We start from the raw sequence: 22,896 nt of genomic DNA on the forward strand, positions 1-22,896 counted from the left end.
AATATATTTTCATCTTTTATGGCTGTTTTAAAGATATTAAGAAAAACAGAAGGGCTAGAATTTTGATTTTTTAGACTAATTTTAGAGCTAATTGAATAACCTATCCCAATATACCTATAAAACAGGCATAAAAGGAAAAATTTTTCTATTATTGTGTTTTTCATATTTTTGCCATTTGTATTTAAATTTTAAATTTATATTAAAATATTTATATACAGGGTGCCTGAATTATTAATCTATAATGGCTGAGAATATACCTATAAGCTGATCTAGGTAATGCTAGCGTAGCACGCAAACGAATGTATATTCGAAAAATCTCCCTGTATTTAAGGAGATTTTTATATGAAGAAAATAAATTTATTAGCTAAGTTAGGTGGTTTTGCATTTTTAGCTGCTTCACCTTTAGTAGCTGCTAGATGTGGTGGTGAATCACCTTATCAAAATAATGCAGCTAATGAAGCTGCAGCCAATGAGAAAAAAGAAGATATCGTGTCTAAATGAGATTCAGAAATATCAATAACAAATGGTTGAGTTAATAAAGGTTTTCAAGGTACAAAATTAGAAACTGATTTTTTAGAATTGTTAGGTAAAAGATTTAATGAACTTAAAAATAAAGATTCTAAGACCAAGGACTTGCCTGATGTTAAATTTGTTATTAAAGTTGACGGCGATGGATCATACTACACTAAATTAACAGCAGATAACAAGGAAAATGACTTATACATAGCAAACTATACTGAATATGTCAATGAACTATGAAAAGATGGCAAATTCAACTCTGCATTCGCTCCTAAAATAGTTTCACAAGCAAGTACATTGCAATTTACTTGAGGTGCTGGTGATAATGATGTGTATGTTGATGGTTCTGCAAATGACAAATTACGTGTTCATGCAGATCAAAACAACATCAAATGAACTAAAGAAATTGGTAAAGAATATCCAGAATGATCTGAAGTAACTGGTGAAGGCAAAACACTTCAATTTGATGGCTCAAAATACACCAATTTCTATAAGAAAGACAAAGTTACTTACGTTTACCATGGCGCTATTTATATCTCAGGTAATAAAGCAACTAGAGATGCGATAGTTAAAGCATGAGAAGCAAAGAATTGAGAAGACTTCTACAAACACGGAATAAGCTATAAGAAAACTTCTAGTGCCGGTAAATACAAATATCAAGCTGCTCTTTTAGCACGTCACTTTGGAAAAGATTTAAAAGACATTAATGAGTTCTTGCAAAATAACCAAGACTATGTTGTTAGAGGCAAAAGTGCTGGGGATTCTTTAGGTAAGGAAACCGAAGATAAAAATAGTAAGAAAAAATCAACACCACACATTAGTTTTGGCGATGAAGGTGAATATAACTGAACATTATCACAAAAAGAAGGCGACAATGCCGGTCAATTTAAACCAACCAATTTCAAAGAAGGCAAATTATACGACGATGCTGAAAACGATGTTGTTAGAGTGTTAACATTAACCAACCCAGCACCATATGATATGGTTTTAGGTAGAACAGGTTTATCACAAACACAAGTTAACTTAATTTCTAAAGCATTACAATCATTATCATTAGAAGAAAACCAATATGGAATTTACACTGGTTACAACAAATTCCAACCAATAAATATGGAATTGTTAGAAACATTAACCAAGTTCCAAGTTCGTGCTGAATCAAAACAAGACTTTGATAAATTATCAGTTGTTAGTCCTAGCGCGAAATAATGTCTAAAGTTATTGAATTAAAAGGAATTTACGCTAAGTATAACAAGAAAAGCGACTACATACTTGAAGATCTAAATTTAAATGTCGAGAGTGGCGAGTTTATAGCCATAATTGGGCCAAGTGGTGTAGGCAAAAGCACACTTTTTAAGGTAATAGTTAATGCCCTTGAAATATCAAAGGGCAGTGTTAGATTATTTGGCCAAAATATCTATAAAACAGCCAAAAAAGACAGTAATTTAACAGAAAATAAGTCTGAAGAAGCACACATAAGTTTAGAAGATTGAGACACTTCGCGTCGAGCTTTTGTTTATGATAGTAATAAGCAAAAGTTAGAAGACAAGATAGCAAAAAGACAAAGTTGTAAGAATAAAAAAATATTTTACAAAAAGCAAAAGAAAAGTATTATGTCCAGAATTGGCTTTTTAACACAAAAGCCTAATTTGATTAATACTGAAAATGTTTATAACAATATAACTAGATCAATTTCACAATACAAAAATTGATTTTATAAATTGTTTAGCATTATTACTAAAGAGCAAAAAATTAATATATTTACTAAGTTAGATGAATTAGGAATTTTAGATAAAGCATTTTACAAAGTTAGCGATCTTAGTGGTGGGCAACAACAAAGAGTTGAAATTGCTAAATTATTAGTTAAAAATGTAGACTTAATTTTAGCTGATGAGCCTACTTCAAACCTTGATAGACTAACTAGTTTAGAAGTTTTATCACTGCTTAGAGAAATTGCTAATCAAGGAAAAACTATTATCGTTAACATTCATGACTTAAGTTTAGTTAAAGAAAATTTTGACAGAGTTATTGCTATTAAAAACAAGACAATTGTGTTTGATAAAAAAACTAAAGATGTTGAACAATGAGAGCTCAATTCAATAATTGAAACAAAGATTTAGTTAAAGAATCGACATTTTTTAAATACAGGTATGTAAACAAAAAATCAAATACATCAACAAGCTGAAAGCTACATCCAGTTTACTTTCACATCTTGTTTATAGCCATTTTAGCAATTTCTATCTATTCGGTTTATGCTCTATCAGGCAGAATAAAATTTTCCAACTTGCATGATGTTGGTGAGAAGTTAAAACGCTTATTTTCATTTGGAAATAAATACACCGAAAGAACTGGACGGTTCGACGGTAAATATGAAAACTTGCTGCTTGAAACAATGAAAGTGCTCTGAGCAACTATTAAGTTAGCACTTACAGGAACTTTTATTGGCTTTGTACTAGCACTTGTTACCGCTTATTTCTCTTTTGCTACACCAACAAATAAATACAGCGCCTTTTTAGTGTTTGTTATTATGCTAATTTTGCGTTCCATTCCAGAATTAGTCTTTATTCAGATTTTCATTCTTAGCATTCAAAACGAGCTAAGTTTACTGTTAGTTTACATATGATTTACATGACTATGGTTGCATAAGTATTATGAAGAGTTACTAGTTTCTGTTGATTTAGAGGCTTATAAAATTTCTCTTATGCAAGGTAATTCAAAGACAAAAGCTTTTTTTAAAGAAATTTATCCAAGAGTTAAAAACAGAATAATTGCATTGTTTATCTTTTCATTTGAATCCAATATGAGATGAGCATCAATTCTAGGTGCTCTTACTCTCCCAGGTATTGGTAAGTTAATTTACTATGCATCACACAATATTACATTCTTTAATGAATTAGGTATTCCACTTTTAGTGCTAATGGTATTTGTTTTACTATTAGAAGTACTTAATTATGTTTTCAAACGGTTTTTATTTGAAGCTAGAACAAAAGTTATTTTGCCTAGAAAAAATGAAGACAAAATTTCGTATTACAACAGACTTTCTAAAAAAATCAATGTCCGTAGAGCAATAATTGTTTTGATTTTTATGCTTTTTGCAGTTGTTTCAATTACAACATTTGCCACAACACGCATAAAAATTCATAACTTAGATGCTACTAAAAAGTTTTTTGAGCAAATATTTAACCCAGACTTTTCACATTTTAGTTTTAAAAGCACTGACGTCAATCATAATCCATTATTACTTATTTGAAACTCATTACAATTTTCTTTCGCTTCCCTATTCATTTGTATTGTTCTGACACTCATTGCTATTAGACTTCAGTCTTTAAATCTAAATAAGTTATATGTTGCTGCAACAGCACGTTCACTAAATGTTTTAGTAAGATTAATCCCAACAACAGTTTTGTTTTATACATTCTTTAATATTTTTCCTAGTCCTATAACGTTATTAATGCTAGTTGTTGGAATTCACCAAATGTGTTCTAAGTCAAAACAACTAACAGAGGTTGTTGATAATCTAGATATTGAAGTAATTAATAACATGCGGATGCAAGGCTATACCAATAACCAAATTTTTCTTAAATATGTCCTTCCTGCAATAAAAGTAGACTTTATCTCAATGACAATTTTTTACTTTGAGCTTATTTTTAGAAATTCAATCACTTATTATGTTTTAGCAAGTCAAGAGTTACACATAGGTAGAAATATAAGCAGGTATCTAGATACCAGATTATACCAACCTAGAGTTGCTCTTTCATATGTATGACTAAGCTGCTTTTCAATACTTTTAATTAACATAATTGGTAGACTAGTTATTAAACGAGTTAAAAAATAAAGAGACATCAGAACGTGTCTCTTTGTTTTTTTATTGCTGTTTTATAGTGCTCTTAGTAAAAAACTCTATTTTGCTTTTGCTTTATTTTTATTATTGATGCTGGCTCTAACTTCGCCGGTTGTTCTATGAATTAAAACTGAACCACTGTTTCTTTTTGATAATTCATTAGCATAATCAATTGCTTCTTTTTGAGTATTAAAAATCTTAGTGGCACGAAGGGCGCCTGAACCTTTAACTTGTCAAACATCACCTTTAGGAGTTACATGTCAAACAGTTACTTTCTTTTCATTTTTCTTATCTAAAGCGCTCATATGTCTCCTTATATGTATGCAATTAAATTATATTTCATTATTTCATTTTAGGCCTAAAATATAAGGATAAACATTAAATTTAGCCATAAATTTATTCATTATTTGCCTCTTGATTCTCACTTACATTTTGCTCAATTTGTGATTTAACATTTTTGTACATATTGACAATGAACTCTTCTCTTTCATCATCAGACATTTCATCTAAAATAAGGTTATCAATTAGCTGTCTAAAAATTGGATCATTTTCCATTTCACTTGTTATTAAGCTCTCTGAACCTAAACGGTCTTTAAAGATCTCAGTCATTGTGTCATAAGCAATGTTGCTTAGCATTTCATCAAATTTTTTGCTTCCTTCTTGTGTATACACTTGGTAAGGATTTTTTTGTGCATATTGTACTAAATTAGTATGTGATCTAAGCTTATCCATTGTGTCAATATGATTTTGTCAGTATTTATCAATTATTCTAAGCACAATGCTTTTTTCATATCATCTTACATAAGCTAAATCAGTGTTATCTAAAGCTTTATCTCTTCATCTGTGATAGCTAGCTATTAAAAAGTCACTGACATATTGCAATAAATCGTTATCATGCAAGTCTTTTATATCTTCATATAAGAGTTTAGTTCTAATACCTTTGCCTAATATTGTTTCGTTAATATACTCAATGAAATCGTGATACTTAAATATGTTGCCTTTATCTTTAAATTTAGGCATATTAGTAATCATATTAGCCGTGCTTTTAATCATTCTGTTGATCACAAACTCAACATCATCATTAATTAAGATTAAGTCTCTTTGGGCATAAAACAGGTCTCTTTGTTGACGAATAACATCGTCATAGTGCAAGACATTTTTACGCGTATCATAGTTAAAACCTTCAATTTTTTTCTGAGCCTCTTGGAAGCCATATAAAAGCGACTTTGTTGTTACTTCTTTATCACCATCTTTTTTAAATTGTTCTTTAAACTCTTCATAGTTAGAAAATCTACGCATAAGTTGATCATCAATTGAAAGATAAAACTTAGATACTCCTGGATCCCCTTGACGTCCAGAACGACCACGAAGCTGGTTGTCAATTCTTCTACTTTCAGCTTTATCAGTTCCTAAGACATATAGTCCACCTAAAGCTAGTGCTTCAGCACTAGGTTTGATGTCAGTTCCTCTACCTGCCATATTAGTAGCAATAGTAACAGCCTTAACTTGGCCAGCACGCGAAATAATTTCAGCTTCAGAAGCATTTTGCTTAGCGTTAAGCACTGTGTGTGGAATTTCAGCATTAACTAATAATTCATGTAATAATTCAGAATCCTCAATTTGGGCAGTACCAACTAAAACAGGTTGGCCTTTTTCATATAATTCTTTAACTTTTTCAACAACAGCCATTCATTTAGCAGGATATGAAGCATAAATTGAATCTTTTAAATCTTGCCTAATTACAGGCTTATTGGTTGGAACAACATTTACTCTCATATTGTAAATGTCAATAAATTCTTGCTCCTCAGTTTTAGCTGTACCAGTCATACCGCAAAGTTTATCAAACATACGGAAAAAGTTTTGGTAAGTTATAGTAGCCATTGTTTTAGTTTCAGGCTCAATTTCAACCATTTCCTTAGCTTGAATAGCTTGTTGCAAGCCTTCACTATATGATCTTCCTTCCATAATACGGCCAGTAAAAGCATCAACTAATTCAATTTTGCCGTCTCTAACAATGTATTCAACATTAATTTTCATTACTTTATGTGCTCTAAGTGCATTTTGAATTCTGTGCACTATTTCTGAGTTTTTAATGTCATATAAATTATCAAAGTTAAAGAATCTATTAGCTTTTTGTACACCATTGAAAGTAAGGGAGATAGCTTTAGTTTCTTCATCTATTTCATAGTCATTTTCGTCAAGTGTTCTAACAAATTGGTCAGAAGCTAAATAAACATTTGAATCTTCAGATTGGCCACCTGAAATAATTAAAGGAGTCTTAGCTTCATCGATTAAAATCGAATCAGCCTCGTCAGTTAAACAAAAGTGTAGGCCTCTTTGTACTTTCTCCTCAATACTAGAAGCCATATTATCTCTTAAGTAGTCAAAACCTAGTTCAGAGTGAATTGAGTATGTAATATCACAAGCATATGCTTCTCTTTTTAAACTAGGATCCATTTGTGCTCTGTTAATACCAACGCTAAGTCCTAAGAATGAAAAAACTTGCCCCATTTCTTCGGCATCACGTTGTGCTAAGTATTCATTAACTGTTGAAACAATAGCTCCCTTACCGCTAAGTGCATTTAAATAAACAGGTGCAATTGATGTAATAGTTTTACCTTCACCAGTTTTCATCTCAGCAATTGAACCTAAATCTAGTAAAACGCCACCAAGCATTTGCACATCATAAGGTCTTTTGCCTAAAACTCTTTTTGTAGCTTCTCTGCAAACTGCAAAAGCTTCAGGTCTAATTTTTTCTAACGACTCGCCATCAGCTAACCTAGCTCTGTATTGTATTGTTTTGTTTTTTAATTCTTCATCAGTTAATTTAGAAATAAGAGGCTCAAATTGATTGATTTTTTTAAGCACTCTTTCAGCAATTCTCATTTCAGTAGACTTAAATAGTTTCATACTCATAATAATAGTAATTTTATACTAATATAAGGATTTGCTATTTATATTAAAGCTCTATATTTAAATTTAATATTAATATTTAATTTAAACTACCACTATATTGTGCTTTGTTTTTTAATTAGAAAAGTTTTATGCAATTTTCCACTAAAATGACCAAAAGCGCTTATTCACTGGCAAATATGTCATAAAAAAATGTATCATAATTACAAACAATTATTTTAGAGGTTATTTAATTATGAAAATGAAAGCTTTAGTTTATCATGGTGATCACAAGATTGCCTTAGAAACTGTTGATAGGCCAATTATTCAAAAGCCAACAGATGCAATAGTGAAAGTGACTAAAACAACTATCTGTGGTACAGACTTAGGTATTTATAAAGGTAAAAATCCTGAAGTTGCTGACGGTAGAATTTTAGGTCATGAAGGCATTGGAATTGTTAAAGAAGTAGGTTCAAGCGTTTCAAATGTCAAAGTAGGAGACAAAGTTTTAATTGGTTGTGTTACACCTTGCGGTAAATGTGACAATTGTAGAAAACAATTATACTCACACTGTAGAGAAGCTGAAGGTGGTTGAAAATTCGGTTATATGATTAATGGAACACAGGCTGAATATGTAAGAGTTCCATTTGCGGATAATAGTTTATATAAATATCCTGAATCAATTTCTGATGAAGTAGCTGTTATGTTATCTGACGCACTTCCAACAGGTCATGAAATTGGCGTGCAATATGGTGCTGTTGCTCCCGGAAAATCAGTAGCGATTGTTGGAGCTGGCCCAGTTGGTATGGGAGCGTTATTAACAGCTCAGTTATATTCACCAGCACACTTAATTGTGATTGATTTTGATAAAAACCGTTTAGAAATGGCTAAAAAATTAGGTGCAACTCACACTTTAGTACCTGATGAATCATTACTATCTAAATTACAAGAAATTGTAGGCCAAGATGGCGTTGACGTTGCTATTGAAGCAGTTGGTGTGCCTTCATCATGAGACACATGTCAAAAAATTGTTAAAGCCGGCGGAAATATTTCAGTTGTTGGAGTTCATGGCAAAAAAGTTGACTTCAATGTTCAAGATTTATGAATTAAAAACATTACAGTTACAACTGGATTAGTAAACACAAACACACTTCCAATGCTAATTAATGCAGTTTCAACAGGAAAACTACCTGTGCAAGGATTAATTACTCACAGATTTAACTTATCTGATATGATGAGTGCATATGACACTTTCTTAAATGCATCTGATAACAAGGCAATGAAGATTTTCATTGACGCAACAAAATAAGTTTTACTTTTCACCTTATTAATTTTTAAGCTAATTAAAAGGTTATTCAAAAACTCACAGGCCTTATCTGTGAGTTTTATTATATAAATTTGAAATGGTCTTATAAACCTATAAAACAGTCATTTAAGTAAAACTGTCTTATCTTATATTATTTAGTTTTCCTTCTGAAAAATCTCTTTTTATTGCTGCCATCATCATAACTTTTTGTAAAGTTACACTTAGGAAAATTATCGCAAGCGATAAATTTATCACCTCTTTTATTTCTTCTGATAACTAAATTACCATTATCATTAGGACAAGATTCATCAATTTTTTGCAAGCTCATTGATGTATGATCTAAGTTTTGAGAAGCGCTTTCATAATTGTTTTTAAACTTACTATAAAAGTCTTCCATTACAGGGGCAACAGATATTTTATTAGTTGCAATAAGATCTAATTGATTTTCAACTTCTGCTGTATAGCCTTCATTAATAATATCTGGAAAGCCTTGAATTAGTTTTTCTAAAATTAATTTACCAAAATCAGTAGGCACTAATGCAGAATTTTCTGACCTTACATATTCTCTGCTTAAAACAATTTTAACAGTTGTAGCAAATGTTGAAGGACGACCAACTTTAATATCATCTAGTTTTTCAATTAAAGAACCTTCAGAATATCTAGCAGGCGGCTTAGTTTCTTTGCCTTCAATTACAAACTCTTTAACATTGACCAATTGCCCTATTTTATAGTCAGGATCGACACTTTCATTCATCTCGCCTTTTACTATATAATAGCCGTCAAAAAGCACTCAACTTACATTTAGTCTAAACTCTAATTTATCTTTAGCAAACTTATATGTTTTATTAGCTCTTAGTGGGGGAGTAATTAAACACATAAGCGTGTGTTCATAAATTAATTTATAAATTTGATAATCATAATTATTCAAATCATACTTATTTTTAGCTTCATCAGGCAATAGTGTTATATCAGTAGGCCTAATAGCTTCGTGAGCATCTTGGTCACCTTTAAAACCTTTAACTTTGTCTAAAACATATTCATCGCCATACTTAATTGAAATATAGTTTTTAGTTGCATTAACAAAAGTGTGACTTAATCTTGTGCTGTCAGTACGTGGGTAGCTAATTAAACCACCATCGCCAAAACCTTCATAAAGTCTTTGTAATGAAGCTTGAGTAATAGATGAGCTAAATGGACTCTTTTTATACAAGGCTGCTTGTTTAAAAGGAGTAAGTGCTGGTAATGTTTTTTTAGACTCTTTTATATCTTTAACTATCAAAATATTACTTGGCAAAATATCAATACTCTTTTTAACAGACTCTAGCTCTTCAGGAAACACTCAGTTTTTTTCAGCTGCAATATGCTTGGGCATATAAATTTCCGCTGTTAGTGAATTAGAAATTAAAGCTTCAATTGAATAATATCCTCTAGGCACAAAATTTTCAATTTCTTTTTCTCTATCAACTACTAATTTAAGCGCAATTGATTGCACTCTACCTGCTGAAGGAGTAGCAGGAGAGTTAGATAACTTTTTTTGCATTAATTGACTTAATCTAAAACCAATTATTCTGTCAAGCATTCTTCTAGTTTTTTGTGCATCAATTAAATTTTGATCTAACTGAGTTGGATTTTCAACTGAATATAAAATAGCATCCTTAGTTATTTCATTGTATTTAATCCTGGCAAACTTACCTTCTTTACATTTTAAATACTTAACTAAATGATCGCCAATAGCCTCGCCTTCACGATCAGGGTCAGTTGCTATATATACAAAATCTGCATCCTTTACAGCAGTTTTTAGCTGCTTTACAATCTCTTTTTTAGCTGGATCAATTTCGAATTCAGGCTCTCATTTACTCATATCAATGCCTAAGCCCATTGATCCTTTTTTACTTAATCTTGCAATATGGCCGACTGAAGCCATTACATTATAATTTTCTCCAAGATATTTTTTTATAGTCTCAACTTTATTTGGGGATTCAACAATTACCAATTTATAACTCATAATTATGGAAAGTATATACTTTAAAATTTCATATAAAATTAAAATTTTAATATCATATTTCTTATTTATTAATATATTAATAAATCAAATGTGGAAAAAATATTTTTCATATGTTTTAGGAAGCGATAACAAAATTAATTTGATTTTTAAAAGCTTTAATTGACTTTTATTACTATAAAAAAGCCTTATTGGTCAATTTAACAATAAAATAAATATGCTTATGTAAAAATATTTTTCTTATATAATTAACAATGAGTATTTTATATAGACTAAATAACTTTTTTAAGTTATTTTTCAAATACTCCTTGATCATAAGTTATGATCCAGATGTCCAAAAGGAGATTTTTATTAATGAATAAGTATGAAATCATGTTGATTATTGATCCAGCAATCGATATGGCAATGGCTAATGAAATTGTTGAATCAGTTTTTGACAAAAAGAACATAAATAAAGTAGTTAAATTAGAAAATTCTACTTTAGCTTACCCAATTAACAAATCATCAAAAGCTCAATACATAGTTTACACACTTGAAGCTAAAAGTGAATTAATTGCTGAATTTACTCGTAGAGCAAATATAGCTAAATTCATTTGAAGACAAATGGTTATAAATTTAGATACTGAAAAAGGTTTTCAAAGATCAAAGAAAGCATTCAAACACAGAATTGCTAAAGACGCTAAAGTTGCTAACAAAGGCACAGGTGTTAAACAACTAATTGAAAACTTAGAAAAAACAATGTCACACAAAGCAAAGCCTGGTTTTAAAAAAGAAGTTAAGAAAAGCAACTAACTATTTTTAAATTCATTTCAAAAGTTGGAGATAAATAATGAATAAGGTGTTATTAGTTGGCAGAATAGCTAGTGATATTAAGCTAAGTAAAATGCAAAATGGAGCTAGTTCAATTAAAACTTCAATAGCTGTAAAAAAGCCTAATAATGCAAATAATGCTGTCGAATTTATTGACATTATTGCAAAAGAAAATGTTGCTGATTTTATTGCTAAAAATGTTTCTAAAGGAACATTAGTATCCTTAGAAGGCTACTTAAGTCTTTACAGATTTAAAAACAAAGCAGGAACTTCGGTCAAACTAACTTATGTAAATGTTCAGGAAATTAGTGTGCTTTCAAAAAGCAATAAAAATGTTGCTGAAAACTCTAAATTAGATAGTGCACAAGTAATTTCTGATAATGATATCCCAACTGCTGAATTAATTATTGAAGACTAAATTAAATAGGAGAATAATAATGGCTAATTTTAAAAAAGTTAAAAAAGGCAGAAACTTAAGACGTAAGTGTGAATTGTGTGAAACAAACATTGAATATGTTGACTACAAAAATGTTGAATTTATAACAAAATTTATTTCAGGTATTGGTCAAATCAAACCTCATGTTTCAACAGGAACATGTGCTAGACACCAAAGAAAAGTTGCAAACGCTATTAAAAGAGCACGTTTTATGGCTTTAATTCCTTATACAAAGGATAAAATTCGTGTTTTAGCACCTGCTGCTTCAGCAAATGCAGCTCAAGCAACTGCTGAAAAAGCTAAAAAAGAAGCTGCAGCTGCTTAATAATAATTAACAAAATTAAAATCGCCACAGGGCGATTTTTAATTTGCTTATATTTTGGAAAACTGCTATTTATTTCTATTATCGCACAGTAACTTTTTCTAATTTTTTAAGCCAGTGATATATGCCACTTTTGGTAATCTCTTTATTTTCCCTTAAGGTGTATAAATAAGCTATAGAAGACAAACTCTCATTTGGATTTTCTTTAATAAGATTAAAGAGTTTTAGTTGCTCAGTACTGAAGTTATTTTCGAGATTTAGCTCATACATTAAATTGATATTTTTAATGTATTTATTATTTGCATTTACTATTTTATTTATATTTGAAGTGTCAATATTTCTTAGTCTATTAGTGTTATTAAAAAAGTCTCTGCTTATAGTGTTATCCATGAAATTAAAAAATGATGTAGTGACTGAAATAGCTTTTAAAAAATCACTTATTTTTTCGTGCTTTTTAATGTAAGCTATAAATTTTTTATTGTGTTTGATTTTAACAAAATTAAAATCATATTCATTGAGTTTATTGATTATAACATCAATGAAATGTTCATAATTTGAAGCAATTTGCAAGTGGTATGACGAATTATTAAGGTTGCTAATTGAGCCATTGCCAACAAAAACACCTTGGAAAAATGAAGAAGGATAGCTAAATTCTTCCACTAATGAAAAATCATTTTTGTTAATTAAAACAACAGAATTTTTGTTTTCATATTGTATGCCAATTTTATTTAAGCTCTTTAAAACAGTGCTTTTGGTCAAATTGTCATAAATTCTAAGCTTGATAATATCATCTTCAATAATGCATTTTGAATATATATAACCTCTTAAAAATTCACTAGCATCTTCATTATTTCTTTTTTTATTTAATATTTCAAGCTTAATTTCTTTTGTAAAATTCATTAAAAACACCTGCTTTAAAAAAGTAATGTATAAATAATTATAAAAAAAGCAAAAGAATTTTGCATAAAATTACTTTTGCCCTTTTTGTTTATTAAACTAATTTATCAAAAATATCTTCACCTGTTAATGAAACAGTTTCAACTCCAAAATTACGAGCTACAATGTTTCCAGTAGTGCCTAATCCTGTAACGTCATTTAAAACTCTTGGCTCTTTAAACATTTTTGAATAAATAGTTAAAGGTAGCATTTCACGTGTGTGGTTAAAGCCTGGATAAGCAGGATCATTACCGTGGTCACTAGTCATGATTAACAAGTCGTCTTTTTTCATAACTTGTATCAATTTGCCAAGTTTGGAATCTAATGTGGCAACATTTGAAGCAAAGCCATCAACATCTCTACGGTGACCATAGTGTGAGTCAAATTGCACTAGGTTTACAAAAATAAATTTATTTTCTTCATCTAATTGAGCTAGTTCAATAGCCTTGTCCATACCATCAGCATCACCGCTAGAGTGAATTGCTCTAGAAATTCCTTGGCCTACAAAAATATCATTTATTTTACCTATAGCAATAACTTCAATTCCTGCTTCTTGCAATTTATTTAAAATCATTGGTTCTGGTGCATTTGCATAGTCATGTCTGTTAAATGTTCTAGTATATTTGCCATTTTCACCAACAAAAGGACGAACAATAATTCTACCAACGTTTCACTCAGGCTTAGATGAACAAATTTCTCTAGCTGCTTTACCATATTTGTATAAGTTATCTAAACCAATTCACTCTTCATGAGCAGCAATTTGAAGTACTGAATCGTTTGAAGTGTAAACAATTATGCTACCATTTTGCTTTTGTTCTTCAGCATATTGATCAATTATTTCAGTACCTGAACCAGCTTTATTGCAAATTATTTTTCTGTTATCAAAAGCTTTTTCTAATTCAGCAATTAAGTCTGCTGGAAAGCCTGTTTCGGTAAATGTGGGGAAAGGCACTTCAGTTTTAATTCCCATCATTTCTCAGTGACCTGCTAATGTATCTTTAGCATTTGAAACTTCTTGAATTCTTGATACATAAGCAAGCGGACTTTTAGTGTGGTAATTTCCTTCTAATTGTGCAACATTACCAATACCTAATTTTTTTCATGTGTCAATGAAAAACATTGAACTAAGTGATGCAGAATATAATGTGTTTGCCCCCGCATCACCGAATTTTTTTTGATCTTTATCTGGTCCAATGCCTAAACCATCAGTAACTATCATGAAAACTCTTTTAAATTTAGCCATTTCGCTCCTAATTAACCTATTTTAATGTATTAAAAGTACAATAAATTATAAACTATTGTATATTACTTATATTATAGACTTTTAGATGGCTTGCTTGCTGTGTTTAATAAAAAAATAGCGCAAGGCTATTTAGTTTGATGATTCTTCTTTTGCTTCATTTTCACTTATAGAAACTACATTATCATAGCCAAAAGGAGCTAAAAACATTAATGAAAGGTAAACTAAGTAAAACTCATCTAAAATTTTATTAACAATTAATTCAGTTACTGTTTCTTTATTTAATGTAGGTGTTTTGAAGTATAAATCTAACAATTGAGTAGGAGTTTTGAATCAAATAAAAGCTTCTTGATTTTTGATTAAGATTGCTAAATCTTTAGCGAAAGATTTATCTTTACGGCTGTTTTTAAGGCTTATAGAGCTATTTATAGCAATGCTGTCAAATTCATTTTTTAAGTCACTAAGGTATGATAAATTGTTTGTGTCGCTTGCTCATTTTTGCATTAATGAAGGTTCTTCTGAATTAATATTTAAAGTCATGAATTCATCTTTTACTTCAACTTTTTTAAAGCCTTCAGGAGTGTAATTATTTAGTTCATCAAAAAGAGTTAGGCTAACATTTTTATTTAAATTTAGTAATTTAGCTGCAATGCCAAAGTAAAGTTTGTTTTCTATTTTTTGAATTTTGTCTTTATAAATAAGTGATTTAGCGCTCTTTAATTTTTTTATTTCTTTGTTGCTTAAATCATTAAGCTTAATTCACTCTTCGCTTCTAAATTCAATGTTTTGCATCCTAATAAGTTGCTTATTTGAAACAGCTTCATACATTTCATATTTATTGTTAATGACATTAAACTTGCTTAAGTTTTTGAAATTAGATGTGTTCTTAAAGAAGCTAATATTTGCAAAATTGACTATTTTATTGTCATTTTCGTCATTTTTATATAAAGGTTTTAGTCCAATATAATCAAGTAAATGGTCAGTTAATTCTCTATTATTAACACTAGCTACAATGTCCCTTTTTAAAAACACTCTAGCATTAAATACTATTGGATAAAGAATACATCAAGCTATTAAAAATACAAAAGCTAAGCTATAAAGTGAAGCTAGTAAAGGGCGAAAATGATCTGGTTGTAGCAACCAATTATTTCCAGTTTTAAAGATAACTACAAAAGATATTGCAACTGATGAAAGGAGCAAAATAACTGCAATAATAAATAGCGGAATGCTTACATAAGCACCAACTGTTGCAAGGTTAATTTTTCTACTATTTTTCTTTTCAGCATAATATTCATTTAATTTAGCTTTAACAATTCCTTTAACAGGAGCATATTGTTGATGATTAAATTTTTCTCTTGAAAGTATTAAATTAAAATTACTCATAAGTCCCCCTTTTTGTTAAATTATTTAATAAGCAAAGATATTAAAATTATATATTTATAATTCAAAATGCATTAATTAAATACAATATTTAAAGATATCTAAAACACTTAAAAAAACATTTTATTTTGGGAGAAATGATGCAAAAAGAAAAAGCAAAAGAGTTAATTAAGTCACTAGTTGAAACAATAAATCAATGAAATTATGAATATTATCAATTAAATAAGCCTAGCGTTTCTGACTTAGAATATGATAAAGCTTTGTTAGAGCTAGAAAAATTAGAAAAAGAGCATCCTGATTTAATTCTTAATAACAGCCCAACTTTTAGAATTGGCTCTTTTGCTTCTGAAAAATTTACTAAATTTGTGCACCAAAAACCTATGTTATCTTTAGCTAAAGCCTATAACTATGATGATATTAATAGTTTTATAAACAATATTTCAAAAATTGTACCGACTGAAAACATAAACTTTAATATTGAACCTAAAATTGATGGACTAAGTATCGCCTTGCACTATAAACAAGGCAAATTGGTCAAAGCAGCCACTAGAGGAGATGGCTCTGAAGGAGAAGATGTTACTGAAAACATTTACCAAATTAAGTCAATTCCTAAGCTTATTAATTACTTAAATGATCTAGAAGTGCGTGGCGAAGTTTTTATAACTAAAAATGATTTTAAAAAAATAAATGAAAGCAATAATTTTGCTAATGCAAGAAATGCTGCTAGTGGTACCTTAAGACAATTAGATGCTAATATTGTTGCTGAAAGAAATCTTAGTGCATTTTTATATGAAATAGTTGAACCTGAAAAGCATGGCATTTATTATCAACATGAAGCGCTTGAGTTTATGAAAAATTTAAATTTCCCAACCAATCCTTTTTCAAAAGTTGTAGAAATTGAAGAATTAGAAGAATCTATTAATGATTTTGCCGAAATAAAAAACAAATTAGACTATGATGCAGATGGATTGGTCATTAAGCTTGATGATTTACAAATGTGGGACAAATTAGGCAAAACTTCCAAGTTCCCCAAGCACTCAATTGCTTTTAAATATGATGTTGAAATAGCTTCAAGCAAAATAATTGATATATTAACTTCGGTTGGAAGAACTGGAAAAATTACCTATATTGCAAACATTTTACCTGTGTTATTAAATCAAACCACAGTTAAAGCAGCTACATTACATAATCATAATTTTATTAAGGATATGAACATCAATATTAATGATGAAGTTAATATTATAAAAGCAGGTGAAATCATACCTAAAGTTATAAGCTTAAAAGAAGAGAAAAATTACGTGGATTACTATAAAAAAGCCACAAACTGTCCTTCTTGTGGCTCACAATTAGTTGAATTTGAAGGCATTGTTGATCAGTTTTGTACTAATGATGAGTGTCCTGATAAAAATATTAATAATATTTATCATTTTGCTTCTAGAAACTGCCTTAATATTGTAGGCTTAGGCTTAAGCACTGTTAAGGATTTTTATCCTAAATTTATAAAAAATATTAAAGATATTTTTGACTTACACAGGCATAGAGCTGAGCTAATTAAGCTCCCAAGATATAGAGACTTAAAGGTTGATAACATTTTAAATAGCATTGAAAGTGCAAAAAATAAAAAATTTAGCAAAGTTATATTTGCTTTAGGCATTAAACATATAGGGCAAAGAGCTGCTAAATTAATTGCTGATAACTATGCTAATTTTGCAGAACTACTAGATGATCATAATTTATTAAAGCTACAAAATACTAAAAATATTGGTCCTAAAATAATTGAGAGCTTAATTGAATTTATTTCAAGTCCAGCAAACCAAGATTTACTAGCTTTTTTGGATGCGATTTTTAATTATGAGGGTAAAGCAAAAGTTATAAGTACTATTTTAAGCGGCTATACTTTCGTTATAACTGGGGTCTTATCTGAGCCAAGAAGTCATTTTGTAAAACTAATAGAAGAACACAGTGGAAACGTTTCCAGTGCAATATCAAGTAAAACTAGTTATTTATTAGCTGGTTCTGATGCAGGAAGTAAGTTAGAAAAAGCCTATAAAACAGGCACAAAAGTCATAAATGAAGAACAATTTTATGATCTTATAAAACAGTAGTTTTTGTCGCTAATTTAGCATATGAAACCAAAATGTGGAATAATTTCCAATCAATTTACTTTTTTATTTTTAATATTTAGCTGGTGATATATATATATATATATATGCCCCTGGCTATTGTTAAACTAATCAGGCATATATAATATGCTTGATTTTTATTTTTTTATGTTGCTATATCTTTAAATGGAGCTAGTTATGAACGTATTTAAGAAAAAGAGAAATAGAGTAATTATTTTTTCACTTGCTGCAGGAGCAGTTATTTCTGCATCAACTGGTGTAGTTGTTTATTCATCTAACTCTGATTCAAATTTGTCAAGAATACTTTTTAATAACTCAACAGATGCTCAAGTAGCAAATAATAAAAACAACATTAGCAAGTCAACTGATTCAATTAAAGATAATAATGTAATTGAAAGTACTAAACCTAAAATTATTAAGCCAGCTGAAACAGTTGCTCCTAAAACTCCTGAAACAATTAGTGAAAATAGCTCAGCTCCTGAAATAAACAGAACAACAGTAACTCCTGAAAGATCTGAACCACTAATTGCTAAACCAAATGTAATTACAAAAGATATTGTTATTCACGGTGTTAAAGTTAAAGCAACTATTGAAGTAACTCCAGATAGACCCGTTTCTAAACATGATATGGATAGACGCATAAACAATATAAATCCTTACCAAAATATAATCGTAAGTAGAGTACTTAATGTTGAAGTAACTAATGAATTAAGAGAAAAGACTGTAAGCAGTGCACTTGATGGCAAAGATGGCACAGGATTATTTGCTGGTACATTTTTCAAAACACTTGAAAATATTTTTACTAATAGTAGTGATTTAGCTTCTGCTGAAGCAGTTGTAAGACAAAACATTGGAGTTTATAGAGACAATGTTCATCGTTATGAAAGACTGCTTAATAGTCCAAACGTAATAAACTTTTTAACTGAAAAAGGTAAACAAGAATATCCTTCAAAGAAGTTTGATTCAGAAATTCAAAGAAACATTTGACTTATTAACCATTTAGATAAGTCTAAGTTCACTAAACTAGCTAAAGATGCTGAAGCATTCTTAAGTCAAGGACTAGCAATTTCACCTAGATCAGCTATTATCAATGAAGATGGAACAATTAGCTCACATGGTTTTGCGCCTGATGATCAATTTAACACAGTAACTTCAAGAATTTCAAGAGACAACCGTGAAAGAAGAGTTTTTGGCTATGATTCACCATATGGCAGGTCACCTGATAGTGTTTGAGAAGGCTCATATGAAGGCTGAAGAAAAGAAGATGTTACTGACAAAGAAGAATACAAAAAGTACAATGTAAGCAGGGCTGATGGAATTAAGATAACAAAGCTTACTAGGGAAAAAACTGACACTAGTGCTGGCGCACTTAATGAAGGGTTAGTTGTAGAGATAGACGCAGCTAATTCATCGGGTTATGGTAAGACTTTAGAGCTTATAAATAAGCTTAAAAATGACAAAGTACAAGTTACTTCTTATAGAATTAAGAATATGGGTTCTAGCGATCCAAGCCAAGCATTTAAAAATATTCTTTTAGCTTTGCCAGATAATATTCCTCAACTTGAATTATTCTTCTCAGCCGAAGCTACAAATACAAGCAGTTTAATTGCACTAGAAAACAAACACATCAAAGAATTGTCACTTTATACCTTAGGTAATTCACTGCTTCATAAATGATCATTTAATCCTCTTGCATTAAGAAAAACTGAGTGAATTAATACAGTTGATTACAATGTAAGCAGAGACTTTTTACCTAATGTAGCAATACCAACAAGAATTACTTTTGACACAATTGCTTTTGATAAAGAAGACTTTGCAAATAAATCATTTGAGCGAATTAATGATGGATTAAGAATGGTATATTTTGCAAGAAATAATGAACCATTTTTCCAAGCAGGATTAGGCCCAGGACTAAATCCTGATCATAATGAAGGCAATAATAGCTATCCAATGGGAATTGATTTTTCAAGAATTGAAGAGATTAAATCACTAAGAAACTTAGTGTTTAATGACGTAGTTAATCCAAATAATGCCCCAAGAAAAATCAGAAGACTAACCTTATTTAACAATAATTCTTCATTTGAAATTTCTTCAGATGAACTAACTCATGCAAGTTTTGAACACTTCGCAACTGATGCTATGGATCAGTACTCTAAGCCAAAAATTATGTTTAGTAATGGTGATGTAACTGATTCAATTAGAATAAGCGATTCTAAAAAGTTAGATTCAAAAGCTATATGAAACTTATCTAAGTTTTTTGAGTACAACGAAAAACTTAAGTCAACAAAAAGCATTAAAGTTCCTGAAAATGCAACTGAACTAAGAGATCAATTAATCAATTTAGGCTACAGGGTTGAAAGTAGCGATGGCAATATTACATACACATAGAATTTACTTTTTTTAAAAAGGAAATTAATTTATGAAAAAACTAAAGAAAATTTTATTAATTAGTTCTTCAGCTTCACTTTTTTCATCATTATTAATTGCTGCTAAGTGTAATAATGATTCATCAAAAAATGAAAGCAATGATGATAAGAAAATAGGCTTACTTAGTGATGCTGAATTTGAAAATTTGATTAATAACACAAATAATTTAAACGATATTGCACAATTAACTTTTAATTCTGGTTTTGGGCCTGGTAAATCTTTAAATAAAACATTGCCAACTGAAATTGAAGAAAATCCCGGGAATTTAAAAATTAGCATTAATGATAAGTATTCAGACAGCATAAATGTAATTCTAAATAATGCAAAAACAGAAAGAGACAGAAGCAGAAATGTTTCTAATATAAAAGGTGAAGTAACTGTTTTTGTCACTTTCATAAATAAGGCATCTAATAAAGAAATATTTAAAAGCATTAAATTAACAGGATTGGCAAGTAATCCAGTTGGTGCCGACCATAGAGGAGGCATATCTGGCGATCCTAATGCAGCAATTGGTGGTCAAAAAGGGTTGCTTGAATATCACAAGTTAAGTCAAGAACAACGTTTTAGTAAAGATAATGATTCATATATAAATCAGCTAAAGAATATGTTAAGCCACGGTGGCATAAAAGAAGTTGATATTCTAAAATCTAGAGGCTTAAATATCAATGAGCAACAAATAAAAGAATTTGATGAAAAAGCCAGAAGTGTTAAATTTGATTCATATTTAAATTCAGCACTAAAAGGATTTACAGTACCTACATATGAAAATGGACAAGTGAAATTAAATGTTTTAGATGAAGCTGAAATAAATAAAGGACCATCTCCTATTGACACAGTCAACAGAAATCCAGTTAGATCAAATGGGCTAGCTAGAACAGTGTTAAATGAAACATATAAAATGATTGCAGAGCAAACATATCAAGTTTCATTCACTGGCCTAAATACCTTTGAAAAAGAAAGAGCTGAATTAACTAATTTAAAAAATCAAATTACTAACTGAACTAAAGAGCAAAGAGATGCATTTACTTTTAAAGATAGAGCAGCGCTTAAAGCCGATTATGAATTCAAACTTTATAATTTAGAATTAGAAAAGAAACAATTAGGGCCTAATGGACTACATGGTTTAGAGAAAAGTTTTGAAGATAGAAAAAACCAGATTGAAAATGAGTATAAATCTGAAGACAGCAGGTTGGCTAACATTTCTAATGATGATTTAAAAAAAGAAATTGATAAAAAAATTGCTGAATATAGTGTTTCTAAATACACAACTGAATCTGGAACAATGTGAATAATGGACTTTATGGTGCCTGAACAAGGTAAAGGTGCAACTAAATTTTACTTTGGAACCAATTCGCACGTTGCCAGAGCTATAAAAAACCACACTTCTAAGTTTTCAATGACAAGACTTAATGAAAATGTTGGTGTTGGATCAACTCTAAGATTAAGTAATTTAGATGATAAATTTACTAAATTCTTATTTGACAGTGTACCTAGCGGAGCAGTTAATGTTATTTTTGAAGCAACAGATTTTCTAGTTTCTAAACCTTCAGACTTTTTAGAAAGTAAACAAAAAGAACAATTTAAAGATGTAGAAGAATTTATGGATTTTGCAGTCATTGAAATTGACTTTGAAAAAGTTTTACAAAATGGTAAAAATAACCTAGGAATTGTGTCAAATAACAAATTTTTATCAGATAGTTTTAAGGACAGAAGTGTTGAAGACGTTGTTAAGTCTATAACTAATAATTATCAATATAAAACTGAGAAGCATATTAAATTTAAAGCTGATTCATATCTAAAAAATTATGAGCAAATTGATAGACCAATAGTTGTGAATAATAAAAATAGCGATGAAGTTTCAAAATTTAATAATTTAGAAAGTCTATACATACTTGGATATCCATCATCTACTGGCGATTACTTCTTAGAAAACTATATTGATGAAGATCAGCAAAAAGAAGTAAGAAATAACTTTTCAATGTGAATTAATGCTGATGATAAATATTATAAAAATGTTATTGTCCAAGAAGGGGCTCCAGCAAATCATTCAAAAGAAAATTTAGAGAGAGGCGACTTTCTTTCATACCAAATTGGCTACCGTTCATTTATTGATAAACCTGGTTTAACTGATGGATTTTTAGCTGCTAGTCGCACTGGAAATGACCTTTACTCAGTTAATGGCAAAAAATATTTTAACTATGGACTACATTTAATGCCTAGATCATATACACCTACTGGCGGAGCTTCAGGCTCGAGTGTAAGAAACAAGAAAAATGAATTAATTGCTGTTTTTCACACTTCTAATAGTTCAGCCAAAACTGGATTAGCTGCTGTATTTAGATCATATGGTTATGATTATAAAGGCCTTTTTGGCAATTACAAATTACCTGCTTATGACTTAATTTATGGCGGTGCAACTGGTCAAAAAAATTCTTATAGAGAAGAATTAGAGAAAAAATATAAGAATAATGGAAATCAATATAAAACAAATCTATTTCCAAACGGTTTTGGTAAAGAACAAATTCCACCACAATTCAAATTTACCGAAACAAGCGCTCCTGCCAAATAAAACACACAAAATGACTAATTTAGCTGTTTTACAATGGTTTAAAGCATTTTAAAAGGAACTGATATAAGAAAGTGGGTATCCCCCCACTTTTTTTAA

The 22,896-nt window shown here is 29.8% G+C and carries 16 protein-coding genes; 10 read left to right on the forward strand and 6 right to left on the reverse strand.

What is annotated here, in order from left to right; all coding sequences use genetic code 4:
- Positions 1-342 precede the first annotated feature (342 nt).
- Genes cypl through MAGA_RS01425 form a run of 3 tightly spaced genes read left to right on the forward strand, consistent with a single transcriptional unit; the run spans position 343 to position 4,351 of the window.
- The gene (cypl, locus tag MAGA_RS01415) at positions 343-1,725 is read left to right on the forward strand and encodes an ABC transporter thiamine pyrophosphate-binding lipoprotein p37/Cypl (protein ID WP_013021914.1); all 1,383 of its coding nucleotides are present in this window, start codon (positions 343-345) and stop codon (positions 1,723-1,725) included.
- Positions 1,725-2,636, forward strand: coding sequence for an ATP-binding cassette domain-containing protein (locus tag MAGA_RS01420; protein ID WP_013021915.1), 912 nt, complete (start codon positions 1,725-1,727; stop codon positions 2,634-2,636). Before cypl ends, MAGA_RS01420 begins: the two co-directional genes overlap by 1 nt.
- Positions 2,600-4,351 (forward strand): ABC transporter permease subunit, encoded by a 1,752-nt coding sequence (locus tag MAGA_RS01425; protein WP_013021916.1) that lies wholly within the window; start codon positions 2,600-2,602, stop codon positions 4,349-4,351. Before MAGA_RS01420 ends, MAGA_RS01425 begins: the two co-directional genes overlap by 37 nt.
- A 65-nt stretch (positions 4,352-4,416) precedes the next feature.
- On the opposite strand, the gene MAGA_RS01430 is transcribed toward MAGA_RS01425, so the two are convergent.
- The gene (locus MAGA_RS01430) at positions 4,417-4,662 is read right to left on the reverse strand and encodes a DUF2188 domain-containing protein (protein WP_011949448.1); all 246 of its coding nucleotides are present in this window, start codon (positions 4,660-4,662) and stop codon (positions 4,417-4,419) included.
- A 91-nt stretch (positions 4,663-4,753) separates the two neighbouring features.
- Positions 4,754-7,267, reverse strand: coding sequence for a preprotein translocase subunit SecA (gene secA, locus MAGA_RS01435; protein WP_013021917.1), 2,514 nt, complete (start codon positions 7,265-7,267; stop codon positions 4,754-4,756).
- Between the two features lie 238 nt (positions 7,268-7,505).
- Between secA and MAGA_RS01440 the strand changes: the two genes are divergently transcribed.
- Positions 7,506-8,558, forward strand: coding sequence for a zinc-dependent alcohol dehydrogenase family protein (locus MAGA_RS01440; RefSeq protein ID WP_226876320.1), 1,053 nt, complete (start codon positions 7,506-7,508; stop codon positions 8,556-8,558).
- Between the two features lie 148 nt (positions 8,559-8,706).
- On the opposite strand, the gene topA is transcribed toward MAGA_RS01440, so the two are convergent.
- Positions 8,707-10,560 (reverse strand): type I DNA topoisomerase, encoded by a 1,854-nt coding sequence (topA, locus tag MAGA_RS01445; RefSeq protein ID WP_013021919.1) that lies wholly within the window; start codon positions 10,558-10,560, stop codon positions 8,707-8,709.
- 351 nt (positions 10,561-10,911) lie between these two features.
- Between topA and rpsF the strand changes: the two genes are divergently transcribed.
- Genes rpsF through rpsR form a run of 3 tightly spaced genes read left to right on the forward strand, consistent with a single transcriptional unit; the run spans position 10,912 to position 12,128 of the window.
- Positions 10,912-11,349, forward strand: coding sequence for a 30S ribosomal protein S6 (gene rpsF / locus MAGA_RS01450; protein ID WP_013021920.1), 438 nt, complete (start codon positions 10,912-10,914; stop codon positions 11,347-11,349).
- A 37-nt stretch (positions 11,350-11,386) separates the two neighbouring features.
- Positions 11,387-11,785 carry a single-stranded DNA-binding protein gene (locus MAGA_RS01455; protein WP_013021921.1) on the forward strand — a complete coding sequence of 133 codons (399 nt, stop codon included), beginning with the start codon at positions 11,387-11,389 and terminating at the stop codon, positions 11,783-11,785.
- A gap of 19 nt (positions 11,786-11,804) precedes the next feature.
- Positions 11,805-12,128 carry a 30S ribosomal protein S18 gene (gene rpsR / locus MAGA_RS01460; RefSeq protein ID WP_013021922.1) on the forward strand — a complete coding sequence of 108 codons (324 nt, stop codon included), beginning with the start codon at positions 11,805-11,807 and terminating at the stop codon, positions 12,126-12,128.
- 78 nt (positions 12,129-12,206) lie between these two features.
- On the opposite strand, the gene whiA is transcribed toward rpsR, so the two are convergent.
- The 3 genes from whiA to MAGA_RS01475 form a co-directional block, all read right to left on the reverse strand.
- A complete protein-coding gene (whiA, locus tag MAGA_RS01465; protein ID WP_013021923.1) occupies positions 12,207-13,025 on the reverse strand; it encodes a DNA-binding protein WhiA in 819 nt (272 codons plus the stop codon).
- A 91-nt stretch (positions 13,026-13,116) separates the two neighbouring features.
- Entirely contained in the window at positions 13,117-14,304 is a 1,188-nt protein-coding gene (locus MAGA_RS01470) for a phosphopentomutase (RefSeq protein WP_011949456.1), read from the reverse strand.
- A 129-nt stretch (positions 14,305-14,433) separates the two neighbouring features.
- Positions 14,434-15,684 (reverse strand): MAG2810 family protein, encoded by a 1,251-nt coding sequence (locus MAGA_RS01475; protein ID WP_013021924.1) that lies wholly within the window; start codon positions 15,682-15,684, stop codon positions 14,434-14,436.
- A gap of 137 nt (positions 15,685-15,821) precedes the next feature.
- On the opposite strand from MAGA_RS01475, the gene ligA reads away from it, so the two are divergent.
- The 3 genes from ligA (at position 15,822) to mip (ending at position 22,800) form a co-directional block, all read left to right on the forward strand.
- Positions 15,822-17,786: an NAD-dependent DNA ligase LigA gene (ligA, locus tag MAGA_RS01480; protein WP_013021925.1), complete on the forward strand. Its 1,965-nt coding sequence runs from the start codon at positions 15,822-15,824 to the stop codon at positions 17,784-17,786.
- Between the two features lie 195 nt (positions 17,787-17,981).
- Complete coding sequence (locus tag MAGA_RS01485; protein WP_013021926.1) at positions 17,982-20,192, forward strand: putative immunoglobulin-blocking virulence protein; 2,211 nt, start codon at positions 17,982-17,984, stop codon at positions 20,190-20,192.
- Positions 20,193-20,223: 31 nt separating this feature from the next.
- The gene (gene mip, locus MAGA_RS01490) at positions 20,224-22,800 is read left to right on the forward strand and encodes an Ig-specific serine endopeptidase MIP (protein ID WP_013021927.1); all 2,577 of its coding nucleotides are present in this window, start codon (positions 20,224-20,226) and stop codon (positions 22,798-22,800) included.
- Positions 22,801-22,896: the final 96 nt, after the last annotated feature.

This window comes from Mycoplasmopsis agalactiae (assembly GCF_000089865.1).
Taxonomy (GTDB): Bacteria; Bacillota_I; Bacilli_A; order Mycoplasmatales; family Metamycoplasmataceae; genus Mycoplasmopsis; species Mycoplasmopsis agalactiae_B.